The organism is Sporosarcina sp. FSL W7-1283 (genome assembly GCF_038003105.1).
In the GTDB taxonomy this organism is placed as follows: domain Bacteria; phylum Bacillota; class Bacilli; order Bacillales_A; family Planococcaceae; genus Sporosarcina; species Sporosarcina newyorkensis.
The window spans coordinates 1,033,474-1,050,467 of record NZ_JBBOOL010000001.1 but is presented as its reverse complement, the minus strand read 5'-3'; the positions used below and the strand labels follow the sequence as shown (position 1 = coordinate 1,050,467).

The window sequence follows — 16,994 nt, the reverse complement described above, 5'->3', positions numbered from 1 at the left end:
AGGGCTTGTCCATCGACAAGTCCTTTTGGTTTTCCCTCTTATGCTTGACTCGATGCTTCGATAAAATGCTTGAATAAGTTTAGCGACGTCGGATCATCACGATTCATGAGCGCTTCAGGATGCCATTGCACGCTCATGACAAAACGATGTTCTGTACTTTCAAGTGCCTCGATCACGCCATCTTTTGCCACAGCCGTTACCACTAAAGGCGCTTCAACCTCATTCACCGCCTGATGATGCAACGAATTCACTTGGATCTCTGAAGTCCCTGCAAATCCTGCCAATTTACTATCGTCAATGATATCAATGGAATGTGTCGCAAACTCACGATCTGCCTGCTGCTTATGCTGAACCAATTCAGCAGACAACTCAGAATAAATATGCTGATGAAGCGTTCCTCCAAACGACACATTCAAAACTTGATGGCCGCGGCAAATCCCGAGTACCGGCTTATCCTTTTCTGTCATACATTTAGCCAGCGCAAGTTCCATCTCATCACGTTCCGGCGACAATTTGCCAACCTCCTGGTGTGGCTCTTCTCCGTAGACGAGCGGATTGACGTCCTCCCCGCCCGTCAAAAGCAAACCATCCAAACGACCGCAAATTTCATCTATATCTTCCAATCCTGCCGGCAAGACAACGGGCAAACCACCTGCACGCAAAATTGCCCGGCTGTAATTTGACTGTACCAACGTCTCCCCATTTTGATCCAAATCTGAAGTAATCCCAATCAACGGCTTCATCCCTTGCACTCTCCTTTTAATATACTGCTGCTTCACAGTAAAAAAAAGACACTATCTAACTTGTTACCCTTTTCTAGAGTAACTTAACCCGATTTGCAAACATCTATTTTTCATCTTCCTAACGTTCAGAAGGAGGATACCTTTCGACAAACTTCCATGTTATAATAAATGCACTTTAATAGGAGGTGAGCAAAATGAGCGAAGTATTACTACGAGAAATCCTAAATCAGCGGAATTAAACAAGAGATGTCTGGAATGAAGCAAGATATTCAATTCCTTAAAGACGAACAAGCCTAGATCAAGCAGGCTGTCCTAGAAACGAATGAACGCGTCAAACAATTGACAGACAAGACAACCAGCACGCCACCATCGATATCCTCTCCAGCCGTTCCATTGAACACGAAGCATTACTAAAGCGAGTACATTAAATTATTCCACACACTCTTATTTCGTAAAGTCCCCAAGTGAATTTTTCCAAAATTGCAAAGGGCGTTCCGCCAATTATGGGGAACGCTATTCCTTATGTCGGTTTCTTTAACTTTCCGAGACATCAAAGTTTCGTTTTTTGGCATCTTTTGAAATCGAGTATGTCACACCGTTTGCTTGTTCGTAATATGCATGCTGACGTATCCTTCCCTCTATTATGAGTTTCAGCATACCTGCACGCTGATATCTTCTTTCGAATGAATGAAGACTAAGAGGAATCGTGACGGAAGATCCGTCGGTCAAGATCACTTTTGAATGCCCTTTATCCACTTTCACATATTTGTAAATATGACCGAGGGATAGCCAAATACAGTCATCGCTGGAAGGTGACTTGGTCGGAAACCAATACAGTTTCAACCGTTCATTGACCACGACCGGCGGCATGCTGATTTTCTCTCCTAATATTGACTTGGATCCATCGAAAGCTCCCCGTAAACTGGAGCCAAAATAGCGTAAGCTTAGGTCCACCATATTTGTCGGGCTCATATCTACAGAAACAAACTGACCGTCTATCAGCACTTTGGCACATAACTTCCCTGCAGAGTCGTAGTGTGGAAAAATCACACTTGTCCTCGGTGTAATCAAAGTTTCTTTGTTACTTTCCATTCCCACCATCTCCCTTTTCATCCTATTATGTCCCCCAAAAAAGACATACTATCAACGAATCTTTATTCTTCCGCCAATTCCGTCTACATAAATTAGATCTATCCTCTCCCTGTCTTTTCACCTATTGTATACTACAGTAATCTTTTCGTCTATCTAATTTTCCCATTTTTCTGATTTTATTGTTAATAGAGTGAGAACATTGTCATTTTTTCCTCTTTTTCTGTAATTACCCAACTATTTTTGTTTCTGTGAGCAACCTTTAAAATCTTTCTACAGTGTTTCAAAGTTCTGCCTTAGACAAAGCTGAAAAATAGCGATTCGATTTTCAAACCCGAACTTCCTATGATGAATGCACCCAGGGAATACAAGGTGTCGTGCACGACCTGAAGAGGTAGCTTTCATGAATTCATTTGAAGAAGTATTGGCACAATACGAGCCGATGATTTCGGCAGTCATTCGTAAGTTGAATATCTATCGTGATTTTGAACAGTACCGCCAAGCTGGACGTGTGGCATTATGGCAAGCGTGGGAACGGTTTGATGAAAGCAAAGGAAACTTCACTCCATTTGCCTATCGATCAATTTACGGAGCTTTGCTCGATGAAATAAAACGGGAAAATCGCTTTAGCGCGGTAAATACGTCGGTAGAAACAGAAACGATAGAATTGCTAGGTGGCACGGTTCCCTTCTCTACACACGCGGAAGAGATACATGCCGGTTTGAGTACTGTTGTTAAAGCATTGACGATGGAAGAGCGACAGTTGCTTAACATGCTGTTCGTAGAAAAAACATCACAAACAGAGTGCGCTGAGTTTTTCGGGATTTCAATCGCAGGTGTGAAAAAACGCCGGGAACGGCTTCTTCGGAAACTGAAACAGCGATTGATGGAATTAGCGAGCGAATGAACCCCTATACACCTATCTGAATAGTGTTTGATTTGCATATCATCTAAAAACTAAGCTAAATAACTTGTACAGATTGACGATAATGTAATGAGTACTATAAACGCGACAGCAACCTAGAAAGGACTGATTCTCTCTTGTTTCAATCAATTAAAACTAAATTACTTTTCACTGTCATGATTTTATTTATTCTCGGAATTTCGCTGATGACTTATTTCACGACCAATCAAGCGAAAAAACATTCCATAGCGGACGCACTGGATTCAAGTGACGCGATTGTGAATGAAATGGGTTTTGGGGTGAATCAATTCTTGCAGAAATATGAAACTGGTCTCAATTTACTGGCAACCTCCGACTCCATCGCGCTTTTCAAAAGAGCGGAAGATTCTCAAAAATCCGGTAAGGAAATGGAAGACAAACTAGATGAGTTTCTGTCCATTTATCCGGAAACATCGGCTGCATACTACTCATCCACAACACGCGATTCATTCATCATGCCTTATGCTGACCTGTCCGACTATGAGCCTGAAACTCGTCCTTGGTTCAGCCTCGCGATAGAGAATCCCGACGCTATCCAGTGGATTGAGCCCTATGAAGACGACCAAACCGGCGAGCTTGTCATCTCCGTTTCAAAAGCGATTCGGGATAACGGCAAAGTAGTAGGTGTCGTAGGTCTCGATATTCAATTAGGAACGTTGACCGATGAAATCACCAATCGGGAAATCGGCTATAACGGGTTTCCTATCTTGCTCGACGGAAAAGGCACAGCAATTTCATATCCTTCCGAAACCGGTAACGACTTGAGCCAACTTTCATATGTCGGCAAATTGTACGAATCGGAAAACGGAATTGTCACCTATAAAGATGAAGACGGAGTGGCAAAACGAATCATTTTCACGACGCTCCCTGACGTCAACTGGAAGGTAGGAGCAGTCTATGAAGAACGCGAACTGAACAGCTTGGCGAACAATTTACGAAATTCCACGCTGCTCTTCGCCCTGCTAACACTGTTCGTCATATTTGCTGCACTTTTTGTAACGGTCAGCCGAACAACTAGACCGATCGGAAAAATCAAATCCGTCATGGACTCCGTATCTTCCGGCGATTTAACCGTCCGTTCTGAAATGACAGCAACCGATGAAATCAGCAGCCTAGGCAAAGACTTCAATCATATGCTCGATCAAATGAACGGCATCATTCGTGTAGTCCGCACTTCAGCCGATGATGTCCGATCCAATTCGGAAAGCTTGAGCGCCGTTGCAGAAGAGACAAGCGCGGCAAGCACAGAAGTCGCACATGCCATTTATGAGATTGCGGAAGGAGCATCTAAATCTGCTGAAGATGCTGAAATGGTCACAGAACGCACTGAATTGCTCGGACAGCAAATCAACGAAATTACCGATAACGCAGCATCAATGTTGCAGATTGCTGAACAGACAGGCATTAAAAATGCCAGCGGACAGGAACAGATGGCAGCTTTGAAACAGTCATTCGAAACATCCGGCGCCACTTTGCGTACAATGACACAGCAAACGCAAACACTCGGCGAGAAAGTAAACGCAATCGGAAATGTCATGGAAACGATCATGAATATTTCCAAACAAACCAATTTATTAGCCTTAAATGCCAGCATTGAAGCAGCACGGGCCGGAGAACATGGAAAAGGATTCGCGGTAGTGGCGGAAGAAGTACGCACTCTCGCCGAACAAACCGCCAAATCGACAGAAAACGTCGGCATGACAATCTATGAACTGCAAGAAGAATCGACAATGGTTGCCAATCAATTAAGCGAAACCGTCGACACATTCAAACAGCAAGGAATTGTTGTCGAAGAGACTGAAGCGACATTCCAAGAACTCTCTGCACTGATGACCGACATGCAACAAAGCATCCACACCGTCACAAAAGAAATCGAACAGATAGCAACTCATAAAGACGAAGTAATGTGGACCATCCAAACAATGACCGCCACTTCCCAAGAAACTGCTGCGGCATGTGAAGAAGTGAGCGCTTCGTCTGAAGAACAGCTGCGCGCGATCCAAGCGGTAACGGACGCAGCAGAAACTTTGACTGATTTGAGTGAACGATTGCAGGAGGCGATTGAACGGTTTACTGTGTAAGGGATACCAATTTTGATATTCTTCATTAAATACAGGCTGCCTGAGAAGTCATTTCCACCTGACTTTTCGGGCAGTTCTTTTTTGAGGAAAGCTTGTGAACATTCTTGACTGATATCATGGCGGCGGAAATGTGCGGTGTGTGGATGGTTTGGTGGTTCGATTCTACTTACGCATCTGTACCTAGCGTTCCTTTACTTCTCATACAAATAATCCGCTCTATTTGTATCCTTTCCTCCCTTCTATATATAAAAAAGGATTTTTAACTTGATACATGATCTTTTCAGTAAGCGACATTCCAAAACTAAATCGAAAGGGACACAGTTGCAAGCAGGCATGTAGATTTCCATTGGAATACGATGCACAAGACAGACCTCGCCGTCCTCATGAGATCACCTGTTATTCAGTGAAATATCTTGCTGCACACTTGAAACGTGAAACAATTGAAACTAAACTCAGCTTGTCATATTCTACGGTCAGACTTGCCATCCGTAAACTTATCAAGCTGCTGATCATCGGGCTGATTCATTATATTAGACCAAGTATAATTTCCTTTTACACAGAGACTTTTCAATGCAAATATTCGTAAATCTTACAAGCCAATTGAACATCGAACCATCTTTCTGAATCGTTGAGCCGAATATCCAAAAGCGTTTCAATACGTTTCAGCCTGTAGTAGAGCGTATTTTGATGAATCATTAATTTTTCCTTTGTAAGTTTCAAGGCTTTATTATTTTCTACGTATACGAGTAAAGTATCCAAGAACTCTTTATTTGATTCGTCCAGTAAGACACCTAAGTGGTCGGCCAAAAACAGCTCCAGTTCATCGTGTTTCATGTCTAACAAAATCCGATTTACACCACTTTCTGAAAACAGGTGAACCCGACCAGTCTTCTTCTTTCGTAGTAAGATCAAACTCTTTTCCGCATCATCAAACGACTTTTGAATATCACGAAAATTATCGTATACTCGTCCTAGGCCAATGATTATCGGCCAATTCATTGAACGTAAATACCCAGAAAGCGTTGTTAATTTTTCGGTTGCACTCTCTTTCCCCTCCACTTGGGGGAAAGACATGAACGCGATGATCTGCTTATTTCGCTCGGTCACAATTCCTTTAATATGATTAAATGCTAGAGCCTCTTCAATCCATTGCATCCATTTCTCGCGATTATATCGTGAATCTTTCAAAACTGTCTGCTCTGGTTCGCTACAAATCAGCGCCACATAGAAGTCGCGCGGATAGAGACCTAAATTCTTCGCTTGTTCATCCAATTGGTTATCATAAACTCCTAACAAAACCTTTTCGAACAACTCGCCGTAAAATATTTGCTGTGCTTCCTTGATAGAATGTTGTTTGATCATTTCTAACGACAGCAATGAAGCGCCATATTCCAATAGCATTCGATTCACAAGATGAACTTCCTCAATCTGTATATAGGACAATAGGAAGCCAATTACAGAATCAGACCCAACAATCGGTATAATGATGATAGACGTGCCATTTTTACTATTATATACTTGCCATTTTTTTGTCGCGATCACATATTGGACTTCTTTTGTTGAAATCATACCTGAAGGAAGAGGAAACGAATCGGAGCCGTGTAGCGCAATCAAATTAAAGAGACCATCATAAAGCGCGATTGGCACCTCTACATATCGCTGCAACGCAGTGATCATCCTTCCAATTCCTTTCTTTTGATTGCTTAACATCGTTAATTCATTATATAAATCAGCTGTTTTCTGTTGCTGGTCGTGTTCTTTATGTAAAGCTTTCGTTGTTAATGCAAGTTCTTTTTCCAAATGATTCGTTCTATCTTGCAAAATATGATACCGATACGACATCGTAATAACAGGTGCGAGTATCTGTACTTTCTTTAGAAAGTCTTCTGTATATTGTGCAGAGGAGTCATGACCGTTCATCGTCACTACTCCCACCGTTCCTTGATCGTCTATTAATGGAAGCGCCAACGTTTGGTGAGGGTAATCTGCTCGGATGGTTGACTGAATATAATGCGATAAATTGGAAGGAGACATTGTCCTCATCGCCTTCATAATGTCATCTCTAAAAGTAAGAAACTGCGGTTCATTTGTTTCAAAAGCCAGTCCGGTGATCCCTTCGCCTGGTTTCAATTGCGTCTTGCGATAATTCTCTTCTACATAGCCAATCGCATACTTCACGATTAGTTTATTCGTTTTTTCACTGAAAATAAACAAAAATCCTGTGTCAAACTGTGCAAACGAACCGATCATCTCTTCGAGGACCGTCTTAAAAAAACAATTTTGTCCTACCGTGTTAAAAATGTTAGATGTCACATGGCCAAAAACTTCGTATATGCTTTTTTCAGGTACGTTGGTTTTATAACTATTCACATCAGCACCCACTTTTTTCGATCTATGTCAGTCTAATACCAGCTTCAATCGTTTCCACCCATTCATCATATCGATCAATCAAAACACACTTATTTTTCAAGTATATCTGTTCTAATTCAAGTACCGGCTCTTCCGCATCATCCACCCTGAAATCTACATAAGGATAACCTTCTAACGCCACAACCTTAAGTATTGCAGACTGCTTGCCTCTTCGGTCTCCCCCCATCTGATCCCCTTTCACCAAGGCCGCTAGCAGCTTATCTTCCAATTTTCCATCGGTATGTTCAAATGCATTTGCCATTCCGTCTAATACATCTTTACTTGCTAAAAGATTACCTAAAATAGCATACTGATTACCAATAATATGTCCTTTTTCCTCATCATTTTCGATTCCTGTATATACTGCACTATTTCCAAAACGATCTAAAATGGCCAATTGACGCAGTTCCCTTCCCGGATCACCATGAAGCAATGTGTTCAAGGTTGCATTAGCAGTTTGGCCCGCGCTCAAAAATTGCATGCCTTTTCCCCCAAGTGAAGGATTCACCCAACCTTGTGTTGCGATGATTCCTACATCTGCTTGAATTGCCGGTGAATGTGCGCCTACCGCTGGAAAACAAGAGGCAATGGCGGCTCCAAAATTACCTGTATCAGGACATCGTGCAATGATTGAATACGTCATGTTAAACTCTCCTCTACTATGTGACACGCAACAAAATGTTCAGGTTCTGCTTCAACAAGCTGCGGAACTATCTGTTTACAAATATTTTTCGCCAAAGGACAACGCGTGTGAAATTTACACCCAACGGGCGGATCCATCGGGCTGGGGATATCTCCGTTCAATTTTATACTTTTACGTGAATTAGATGGATCGGGTATGGGGATGGCTGATATGAGAGCTTGAGTATAAGGGTGCAGAGGCTTCTCATATAAACGTTCACTCGCAGTTAATTCCACGATACTGCCAAGATACATTACCGCGATCCTGTCACTTATATACTCTATTACACTTAAATCATGAGCAATAAACAAATAGGTCAAATCATACTCATCTTGCAGATCTTTCATCAAATTAATAATTTGTGCTTGAATCGATACATCCAATGCAGCAACTGGTTCATCGGCGACAATGAATTTGGGATTCAATGCGAGAGAACGAGCGATTCCGATCCGCTGGCGTTGCCCACCGGAAAATTCATGTGGGTAACGGTTCAAATAGTCTTTTGGAATGCCGACTGAATCCACTAACTTCACTAGCCTTTCTTTTCTATCTTTCACTTTGTAAGTTCTCAGCGGCTCGCTGATCAGTTCTTCAACTGTCATCCGCGGATTCAATGAGGCATAGGGATCTTGAAAAATCATCTGAAAATCTTTTCTCTTTGCGCGAAGCTCTTCCTTGGAATAATCCATGATATTAGAACCCTCAAAAAACACTGACCCCGAAGTCGACTCCATTAATCGCAGAAGAAGGCGTCCAGTAGTCGATTTCCCACAGCCCGATTCTCCAACGATTCCAAGTGTTTCTCCCTTGTAAACAGAGAATGATAAGTCTTCCACTGCACGGATGGTGTTTGTATTTTTATTAAAAAATGATCCGCCTAAGCTAAAATGCTTTGTCAGATTTTCTACCCGAACAAGCTCCTCATAACTCATTTGCATTTCCTTCCTCCTCTCCGTATAGATAACAGGCGACTTCATGATCAGGACCAACTCCTCGAAGATTAGGATGAACCCCTTTGCATACGTCCATAACTAATGGACACCGATCTGCAAATGCACAACCTGTAGGCAAATGGTGCAGATTAGGCGGCTGCCCCGGTATAGACTTTAATCGTGTTTTATCTCCTAGTTTTGGAAGGGAAGACAACAATCCTTTCGTATACGGATGCTTTGGCTTTGAAAACAATTCATCCACAGACGCCTTTTCTACAATCTTGCCCGAATACATGACAGCTACTTGATCACATATTTCTGCAACAACTCCTAGATCATGAGTGATCAACATGATTCCAGCGCCCGTTTCATCACGCAAATCTCGAATCAACTCCAAAATTTGAGCCTGGATTGTTACATCCAGCGCAGTAGTCGGCTCATCTGCAATAAGAAGCTTTGGATTACCTGCAAGCGCCATAGCAATCACCCCACGTTGCCTCATTCCTCCACTGAATTCGTGTGGATACTGTGTTGCCCGAACTTCCGCGGAAGGAATCCCTACTCTTTTGATCATTGCAACGGCTTTCTCCCAAGAACTTTTCTTAGAACTCTTCTCATGGATAAATGGTACTTCTGCAATTTGATTTCCTACTGTATATACAGGATTTAATGACGTCATCGGATCTTGTGCAATTAAACTGATTTCTTTTCCTCTGATTTTCTGCATCTGTTTCTCTTTCAACTCAAGCAAATTCTGCCCTTCAAATAATACTTCACCTGCTAATTTTTCACTTTTTCTACTACCCACTAGTCGTAAAATTGATTGGGAAGTCATACTTTTACCAGATCCAGACTCTCCGACAATACCCAGAATCTGTCCATGTTCTATTGTAAAGGAGATATTGTCAACAGGCCTTACCACTCCTCTGTCCGTACGAAAAGACGTGGTCAATGATTTTACTTCAAGTAACGTTTTTTTCATATCAGGCATAGTAGCTGACCTCCTTTTTTATTCATTTTTCAGCCTTGGGTCTAGTGCATCACGTAACCCATCACCCATAATATTGAAACTTAGCACCGACAGCGTTATAGCAATCCCAGGGAAAATCGCAGTCCACCAAGAAATCTCCATCCAATCCTTCGCTTCACTCAACATAATTCCCCAAGATGGCGTATCAGGCGAAACTCCCAACCCTAAGAAACTTAGAGCAGCCTCCGCCAAGATTGCGAATGCAAACGAAAGCGTAACTTGTACGATGAGCGGCGCTAATGAGTTCGGTAAAATATGCCGCAACATAATTTGAAAGGAGTTGACTCCCATTGAACGTGCAGCCTCAATATATAACGAGTCCCGAATGTTAAGTACCGCTCCCCGAGCAATCCGGGCAAAAATTGGTGTATAGACAATTCCAATCGCAATCATCAAGTTCGTCAAACTCGGTCCTAAAATCGCCATAATGACCAAAGCCAATAAAATATCCGGAAATGAAAACAATACATCTGTTATCCTAGATAGAATTTGATCGATCTTTCCTCCAAAATAGCCTGCAACGATTCCTATAATCGTTCCAAAGAATAATGAAAAACCGACTGCGATTAAACCTACTTTCAATGAAATTTGCGTTCCATATAAAATTCTACTGAAAATATCACGTCCGAATTGATCTGTCCCGAACCAATGCTCACTATTCGGAGCTGTGAGCGTACTATTCGGATCCATGTAATACGGATCGAAAGGAACAATCCATTTCGCCAGCAGTGCTACAATTAGAATGAGGGCTATGAGCAGGAAGCCAACGAACGCAAAACGATTTTTCTTAAACCTTTTCCAAGTATCTTTCATTTGTCATCCCACCTCACTCTAACTGTATCTGATTTTCGGATTGATCAAGGCATAAATAATATCCACAGCTAGATTAATCAATACAAAAGCGCTCGCTATGAATAAAATGGCTCCTTGCAACAAACTATAATCGCGGTTTGAAATTGCCTGCAATGCCAGCTGTCCGATCCCCGGCAACGAAAAGATTTGTTCAATAATGATTGAACCACCCAATAAATATCCCGCCTGAATTCCCAGCACTGTGACTACGGGAACTAGAGCATTTCGCAATCCATGCTTCCAAATGAGACGAGAATTCGTAACTCCTTTCGCTTTTGCCATTTTCATATATTCTTCACCTAACACTTCCAACATAGATGAACGGGTCATTCTCATCGTGACTGCTCCGACTGAGGTTCCTAACGCAATCCCCGGCATTATCATCGTCTTTAGATTCATCCAAACTCCTTCAGAGAGTGGCACGAAACCACTAGAGGGCAACCAACTCAGATGAAGTGAAAAATATAAGATCATCAATGTACCGAGCCAAAAATTAGGTACGGAAATACCAAACATTCCGAAGAAGCTTGCACCATAATCGATCGGTGTATTTCGCTTCAAAGCCGCAATTGTTCCAAACGGTATCGCAATCAACAAAGCAAAAAGAATACTAATTACAGTGAGTTCTAAAGTAATTGGAAGACGATTGATCAGTATTTCTAAAACTGGTTCATTTGTAAGCGAAGAGATACCAAGATCTCCTTTTAAGACATTCATGATCCAGATACCATATTGAACAAATATTGACTGATCCAAGCCATACTTTTGCCGTAGGATTTCTGCCTGAGCCTCATTGTAATTCGTTCCTAGCATAGCCGTTACTGTATCACCCGGTACTAATCTCACCATAAAAAAGGCAAGTACTGATATTCCAAACAGTACCGGAACTGCGATTAGCAAGCGACGTAAGATATATACAAACAAACAGACACCTCCTTATGTAGAAAGGGGTGTGTTTTATTCACCCCCTTGTCTAGCTCTCAGCGATCGATCCATGTATTTTCTAATGATTTGGTAGATACTGTTGGGTTCACGTCAAATCCATGGACTCCCTTTTGAATTGCAGATGCATGCTGATTGGCGTACAAGAAAACCATGGGAGCCTCTTTAACAATAATGGACTGGGCTTCTTTATAGATTTCAAAACGTTCATCTTGATCTGCTGTCTCTCTGCCCTCTTCTAACAAACGATCAACTTCTGCATTAGAGTAGCCTTGTTGGTTCCACACTTCGTCTGTATGAAAAATGTTATACAAGAATTCATCTGGATCTACAAATCCAACCCAACCGACAATGGACATTTCAAAATCTTTCTTTCCTAGGGCATCAAAGAAGATGCTGTCCTCTTGTTGCAGTATTTCCACATCAATTCCAACCGGTTGCAATTGCTGTTTGATCACTTGTGCTGCATCCACTTGCGCTTTGTTCTGTCCGACTTTCAATGAAATAGCAAAACCATCTTCATATCCGGCTTCCTTCAGTAAAGATTTTGCCTTTTCAATATTTGGTTTCGAATACGTATCTAGCTTTGCATCTGCCCAGTGACCTTCAGGTATCGGACCACCCGCCAAAATCGTCGCTTGTCCAAACTTTACCGAATTATTCATCACTTCCCTATCAATTGCAGTCGCGATCGCCTGTCTCACAGCTTTCTCTTTCAGCGGACCGGCATTCACATTCAAACCCATATACTCCCAATAAGTTCCTGTTACAGGTTCTACTGATAGATCATCCGATTTTGAAAGTAATTGAATGTCTTTTGGTGATAACTGTAAAATAATATCAATCTCTTTATTCCGAATTGCAGTCGTTCTTGAGGTCTCATCTGGCACTGCTTTCCAAGTAACTTGATCTAAATACGGTAAGCCTTCCTTAAAATAATCTGCAAACTTTTCAAGTACCATCTCTTGGTCTTTCTTCCAATGCACCAACTGGAACGGACCGCTTCCCGCATCTGCATTATCCAAGCTACCACCATTTTCCTCCACGACCGACTGATTGACGATTGCATTCATTGGATACGCAAGAAACGTCAAAAATGGAGCGACCGGCTTTTTCAAATTGACAATCACAGTTTGGTCATCTGGTGTTGCAATTGACTCTACATCTTCAAATTGAGGAGCACGAACGAGCTGATCCACGATCCGCTCTATTGAATATTTCACGTCTTTAGACGTCAAATCATCACCATTGTGGAATTTGACTCCTTCCTGAAGCGTGAACGTGTATATTTTTCCATCTTCTGAAATATCATAGTTTTGTACCAGATCTCCTTCAATTTCACCATAAGTACCTTCTTTGTACTTAAAAAGCGTGTTGTACATGTTCTCAATATAATGCATCGATTGCGCGTTAGTTTCACTATGCGGGTCCAGCCCTTGCGCATCATTTAGATCTACTATCGTTAATTTTCCACCTTCAATCGGCTCTCCTGTGCTCTCCGTCTTATCATTCGAATTTGGCTTCTCCTCATCTTTAGGCGAAGATTCCTCATTTGCAGAACACGCCGCTAGCATTAACAATAAAAAAATTCCAAACAAGCCGACTAGCCTCTTCATGTAACCTCACTCCTTTTTTAAATTATCTAACTACTTATAGTTTAATTTAGGAACAAGCTAAATAATATAGAATATATTCTAAAGGTAAGCGTTAACATTTTGTTATAACTTCTAACTTCAATTGACTGCTAGTAGTTTAAGCTATATCTATTAGCAGTCAAAAGGAGGAATACATGATGCTACTTATAAAAAATGCCCTAGTATACAAAGGGGAGTGTCAATCGCCTTCCTATGAAACTATAGGAGTAGCTGAAGGGAAATTTGCGAATCCAGATGAGATGACGCAGCCAAGCACAAACGTCATCGACGCAAAGGGAAAAGTAATTACTCCAGGTCTGATCGATGTACACACACATCTCGGCATTAACCAACAAGGCATAGGAGAAGCTGGGCACGATTTCAATGAATCTAGTTCTGATTCTACTCCTGAAGTCAATTCGATTGATGCCATCACAATGAAAGATAGTGGGTTTGAAGATGCACGCCGAGCAGGAGTCACGACCGTCCAGGTCATGCCCGGGAGCGCAAACGTTATTGGCGGTGAAATGGTCGTCATTAAAACAGCAGGAACAATTGTGGATGATTGCATCGTCCGTAATCCATCTGGACTTAAGGCAGCCATGGGAGAAAACCCAAAAAATCATCATCAGAAAACCGTCCAAACAAGAATGGGGATTGCCGCCCGTTTACGTGAAAAACTAATGGAGGCACAATATTATGATGATCATCGACAAAAAGGAAATTGCCCGCCTAACCTAGGGCTGAACCATATCGTAAAAGTATTACATGGCGATATTCCACTGCGGGTCCATGCACATAGAGCGGACGACATCGCGACGATACTCAGACTCCAAAAAGAGTTTCAAATCGATGTTACGATTGAACACGCCACAGAAGGACATCTCATCATTGATCTCTTAGCAGAAAGAAACGTTCGAGTAGCAGTTGGCCCGACCATGTCCAGCCGGCCCAAATTCGAACTGGCAGAACAAAGCTGGGAAACTGTCCTTGCGTTAGACAATGCCAATGTCCCTTTCTCCTTGACGACTGACCACCCTGTAGTAAGCATCGAACATTTAATGACAAGTGCAATTCTGGCGGTTAAAAATGGATTGGCAGAGGTAAAAGCATTACAAGCAATTACATTGAACGCAGCGAAGCACTTAGGGATAGCAGATCGGGTTGGATCGATTGAAGTTGGAAAAGATGCAGATTTTGTTGTGTGGAATGGTGATCCTTTCGATTTGCGTACTACCGTGGATGGTACGTTTATTAATGGAAACTGTGTATACCAGAGAATTTTAGATTTTTAGAAGGAAGGTGCCTGCTCTGTTTGTATCATCGCTTTCTTCTTTCCAAATACTTCCCTTTATTATCGGGTTTTCCACGCGATAGCTATTTAGGGTTCACGACCATAAGAGCTATTACTTCCAAGAGTTAGCGCATTTTATTGATTCTTTGATAAAAAAGAAAATCAGTCTGGATATCTTGACTTAAAGTATAAAAATTTTCCGATTTATGTTTTAAAAAGCCTTTACATGATCAATCAGGCGAAGGCTTATTTAGGATTTCTTCATGGGAGGTGAATCGATAAATATCCACTTCAACTTCTAATCTACCGACTCTGAATGCGTGGCGTATAGGCAACAGAAACCAATATCTATCCTACTTTATACTGTATACAAACTACCTCAAAAATAATCACTAATTATATCCTTCTGCCCCTCCCTTCTAAATAGAAGAAAAAAGGGGTTTTTCACAAGTATTTACAATACAAAGACTTTGTTTGGTGTATATTAGATAAAACAGTAGGTCCAGGGGGTGTCAACGTGACAGCAGATACTTTATCCGCACACTTGAAAGACTTTCGCCAAAATTTAAACGTCAAAACGGCAAGCTCCGGCTTAGTAGCAGCGATCTTCGGCTGTACAGGCCCTGCTTTAATTGTCATTGGAGGGGCAACAGGTGGCGGCTTGACATACAACGAGACGATCAGTTGGATATTTGCTATTTATTTTTTCAGTGGACTGCTCGGTATGATTTTAGCATTGAAATATCGTCAGCCCATCGTAGGTGCCCATTCAATTGCTGGAGCTGTTTTAGTTGCCGGTGCGTTGACGCATTTTACATTAAAAGAAGCGGTAGGGGCTTATCTGGTTGCCCACATTATCGTAATCCTTCTCGGTGCGTCAGGTGTCATCGACAAAGTGATGAAATGGATTCCGGTGCCTATTGTTATGGGGATGATCGTTGGCGTGATGATCCGTTTTGCCACTGATATGATTACAGCGATAACACTTTCGCCCTTACTGGCAGGTTCAGCTATTATAGTTTTTTTACTGTCGACTCGACTTTTTAATAAAATTCCCCCTGTTTTGGTGGCATTGGTCGTCGCGGTTTGTCTGGCCCTCATGACAAATGAATTTCAGATCCAATCTGTTCAAAATTCATTCATACTTCCACAGTTGATGCTGCCCGAGTTCAGTTTGGATGCCATTTTATCTATTGGTGTTCCTCTTGCATTGCTTATCATTTGTACGGAAAATGCTCAAGCATCAGGAGTTTTAATGGCTCAAGGTTATAAACCGCCGAATAACGCGATGGCGATTTATGGTTCAAGTACTGGTCTGATTGCTTCATTTTTCGGTGGTCATGCTATTAATATCGCTGGGCCGATGACGGCGATTTGTTCTGCCGAAGAGGTCGGAACAAAAGAGAGTCGATATGCGGCAGCGGTTGTCAGTGGTGGGTTATTTTCTATTTTTGGGTTGTTTGCAGCTGCAGTCGTGCCACTGGTAATTGCTATGCCTGGTGTAATTGTCAGTGTGATTGCGGGCCTTGCGATGCTTGGAGTTCTTATTACTTCCCTTAAGACAGCCTTTTCAGCAAATAAATTTCAAATGGGTTCGTTTTTTGCTTTGATTATCGGAATGTCGGATGTGAGTTTCTTTAATATTAGTGCGCCTTTGTGGGCGATTATCGGGAGCTTATTTGTTTCTTTTCTGGTGGAGAGGGAGCATTTTGCAAGGAATAAAAGGGAGGCTTAGCTGGTTAGATAAAGAAAGGGCTAATCGTGAATTCGATCACCGCTCCCTCGTTGTTAGATAGTGTCTAGCAACGAAGGGTAGTTCATTTATCGACTATATGATTTAAGTTATGAAGTGAAAACAAGCGCTATTCGAACACTAAAACCACCAAGCACCAACTTTCACAAAAATATTTGCCAAAACAACGAGCGACAATAGTGTAACCAGCATGTATTTCAAGAAAACGAATATTAAAGGCCAAAGCTCACTCATCGAATTCACCTGACCGAACCACCTTTTTTCTCCGCATTCTTCACAAAACAGGCGATGCTGTGTACGTGTAATGCTGACTTTCGCAAGCCCGCTTTGGACACTTCCGCCAATTTCCCGCTTCATTGTAAAATGATCAAGCCAAGTAGTTTCAGAAAGCTTTTTTTGTTTGCTGTGCGGACATTCCACAGATTGATATTTAAAATAGAAATTGTCGTAAATTCCTTTGCGTTTCAATTCTTTTTTATAGAATTTCCGGACACTTACCATCATAAAAATGAGCGATAGAATAATAGTTGATATGAAAATAATAAGTGGAGCCATCACAAATCATCCTTTATTTTGATTGATTGGTTGAGATATAGGTTATCATGGAATG

At 41.8% G+C, this 16,994-nt stretch carries 14 protein-coding genes; 4 read left to right on the top strand and 10 right to left on the bottom strand.

The window, feature by feature from the left end:
* Positions 1 to 38: 38 nt before the first annotated feature.
* Together MKY93_RS04870 and MKY93_RS04865 are read right to left on the bottom strand one after the other, a co-directional pair.
* Positions 39 to 743: a gamma-glutamyl-gamma-aminobutyrate hydrolase family protein gene (locus MKY93_RS04870; RefSeq protein WP_078817305.1), complete on the bottom strand. Its 705-nt coding sequence runs from the start codon at positions 741 to 743 to the stop codon at positions 39 to 41.
* A 534-nt stretch (positions 744 to 1,277) separates the two neighbouring features.
* The gene (locus MKY93_RS04865; RefSeq protein WP_340758442.1) at positions 1,278 to 1,835 is read right to left on the bottom strand and encodes a competence protein ComK; all 558 of its coding nucleotides are present in this window, start codon (positions 1,833 to 1,835) and stop codon (positions 1,278 to 1,280) included.
* Between the two features lie 400 nt (positions 1,836 to 2,235).
* Between MKY93_RS04865 and MKY93_RS04860 the strand changes: the two genes are divergently transcribed.
* Both MKY93_RS04860 and MKY93_RS04855 read left to right on the top strand, forming a co-directional pair.
* Positions 2,236 to 2,739: a sigma-70 family RNA polymerase sigma factor gene (locus tag MKY93_RS04860; RefSeq protein WP_340758441.1), complete on the top strand. Its 504-nt coding sequence runs from the start codon at positions 2,236 to 2,238 to the stop codon at positions 2,737 to 2,739.
* Positions 2,740 to 2,873: 134 nt separating this feature from the next.
* Complete coding sequence (locus tag MKY93_RS04855; RefSeq protein ID WP_340758440.1) at positions 2,874 to 4,856, top strand: methyl-accepting chemotaxis protein; 1,983 nt, start codon at positions 2,874 to 2,876, stop codon at positions 4,854 to 4,856.
* A 567-nt stretch (positions 4,857 to 5,423) separates the two neighbouring features.
* Here the strand turns inward: MKY93_RS04855 and MKY93_RS04850 are convergent.
* From MKY93_RS04850 to MKY93_RS04820, 7 genes are read right to left on the bottom strand one after another with little or no spacing between them, the layout of a single operon-like run.
* Positions 5,424 to 7,226, bottom strand: a complete 1,803-nt coding sequence (locus tag MKY93_RS04850) for a helix-turn-helix domain-containing protein (protein ID WP_340758439.1) — start codon at positions 7,224 to 7,226, stop codon at positions 5,424 to 5,426.
* A gap of 22 nt (positions 7,227 to 7,248) precedes the next feature.
* Entirely contained in the window at positions 7,249 to 7,908 is a 660-nt protein-coding gene (locus MKY93_RS04845; protein ID WP_340758438.1) for a DUF1028 domain-containing protein, read from the bottom strand.
* Positions 7,905 to 8,879, bottom strand: a complete 975-nt coding sequence (locus tag MKY93_RS04840; RefSeq protein WP_340760905.1) for an ABC transporter ATP-binding protein — start codon at positions 8,877 to 8,879, stop codon at positions 7,905 to 7,907. Before MKY93_RS04840 ends, MKY93_RS04845 begins: the two co-directional genes overlap by 4 nt.
* Positions 8,869 to 9,870, bottom strand: coding sequence for an ABC transporter ATP-binding protein (locus MKY93_RS04835; RefSeq protein WP_445683479.1), 1,002 nt, complete (start codon positions 9,868 to 9,870; stop codon positions 8,869 to 8,871). Before MKY93_RS04835 ends, MKY93_RS04840 begins: the two co-directional genes overlap by 11 nt.
* A gap of 18 nt (positions 9,871 to 9,888) precedes the next feature.
* Entirely contained in the window at positions 9,889 to 10,722 is an 834-nt protein-coding gene (locus tag MKY93_RS04830; RefSeq protein ID WP_340758437.1) for an ABC transporter permease, read from the bottom strand.
* Positions 10,723 to 10,740: 18 nt separating this feature from the next.
* Positions 10,741 to 11,685, bottom strand: coding sequence for an ABC transporter permease (locus MKY93_RS04825; RefSeq protein ID WP_340758436.1), 945 nt, complete (start codon positions 11,683 to 11,685; stop codon positions 10,741 to 10,743).
* 56 nt (positions 11,686 to 11,741) lie between these two features.
* Positions 11,742 to 13,319 carry an ABC transporter substrate-binding protein gene (locus MKY93_RS04820; protein WP_340758435.1) on the bottom strand — a complete coding sequence of 526 codons (1,578 nt, stop codon included), beginning with the start codon at positions 13,317 to 13,319 and terminating at the stop codon, positions 11,742 to 11,744.
* A 176-nt stretch (positions 13,320 to 13,495) separates the two neighbouring features.
* On the opposite strand from MKY93_RS04820, the gene MKY93_RS04815 reads away from it, so the two are divergent.
* Together MKY93_RS04815 and MKY93_RS04810 are read left to right on the top strand one after the other, a co-directional pair.
* Complete coding sequence (locus MKY93_RS04815) at positions 13,496 to 14,632, top strand: amidohydrolase (RefSeq protein ID WP_340758434.1); 1,137 nt, start codon at positions 13,496 to 13,498, stop codon at positions 14,630 to 14,632.
* A gap of 516 nt (positions 14,633 to 15,148) precedes the next feature.
* On the top strand, positions 15,149 to 16,366 hold the full coding sequence (locus tag MKY93_RS04810; protein WP_340758433.1) for a benzoate/H(+) symporter BenE family transporter: 1,218 nt from the start codon (positions 15,149 to 15,151) through the stop codon (positions 16,364 to 16,366).
* A gap of 138 nt (positions 16,367 to 16,504) precedes the next feature.
* Here the strand turns inward: MKY93_RS04810 and MKY93_RS04805 are convergent, their stop codons facing one another.
* Positions 16,505 to 16,939 (bottom strand): hypothetical protein, encoded by a 435-nt coding sequence (locus tag MKY93_RS04805; RefSeq protein WP_340758432.1) that lies wholly within the window; start codon positions 16,937 to 16,939, stop codon positions 16,505 to 16,507.
* Positions 16,940 to 16,994: the final 55 nt, after the last annotated feature.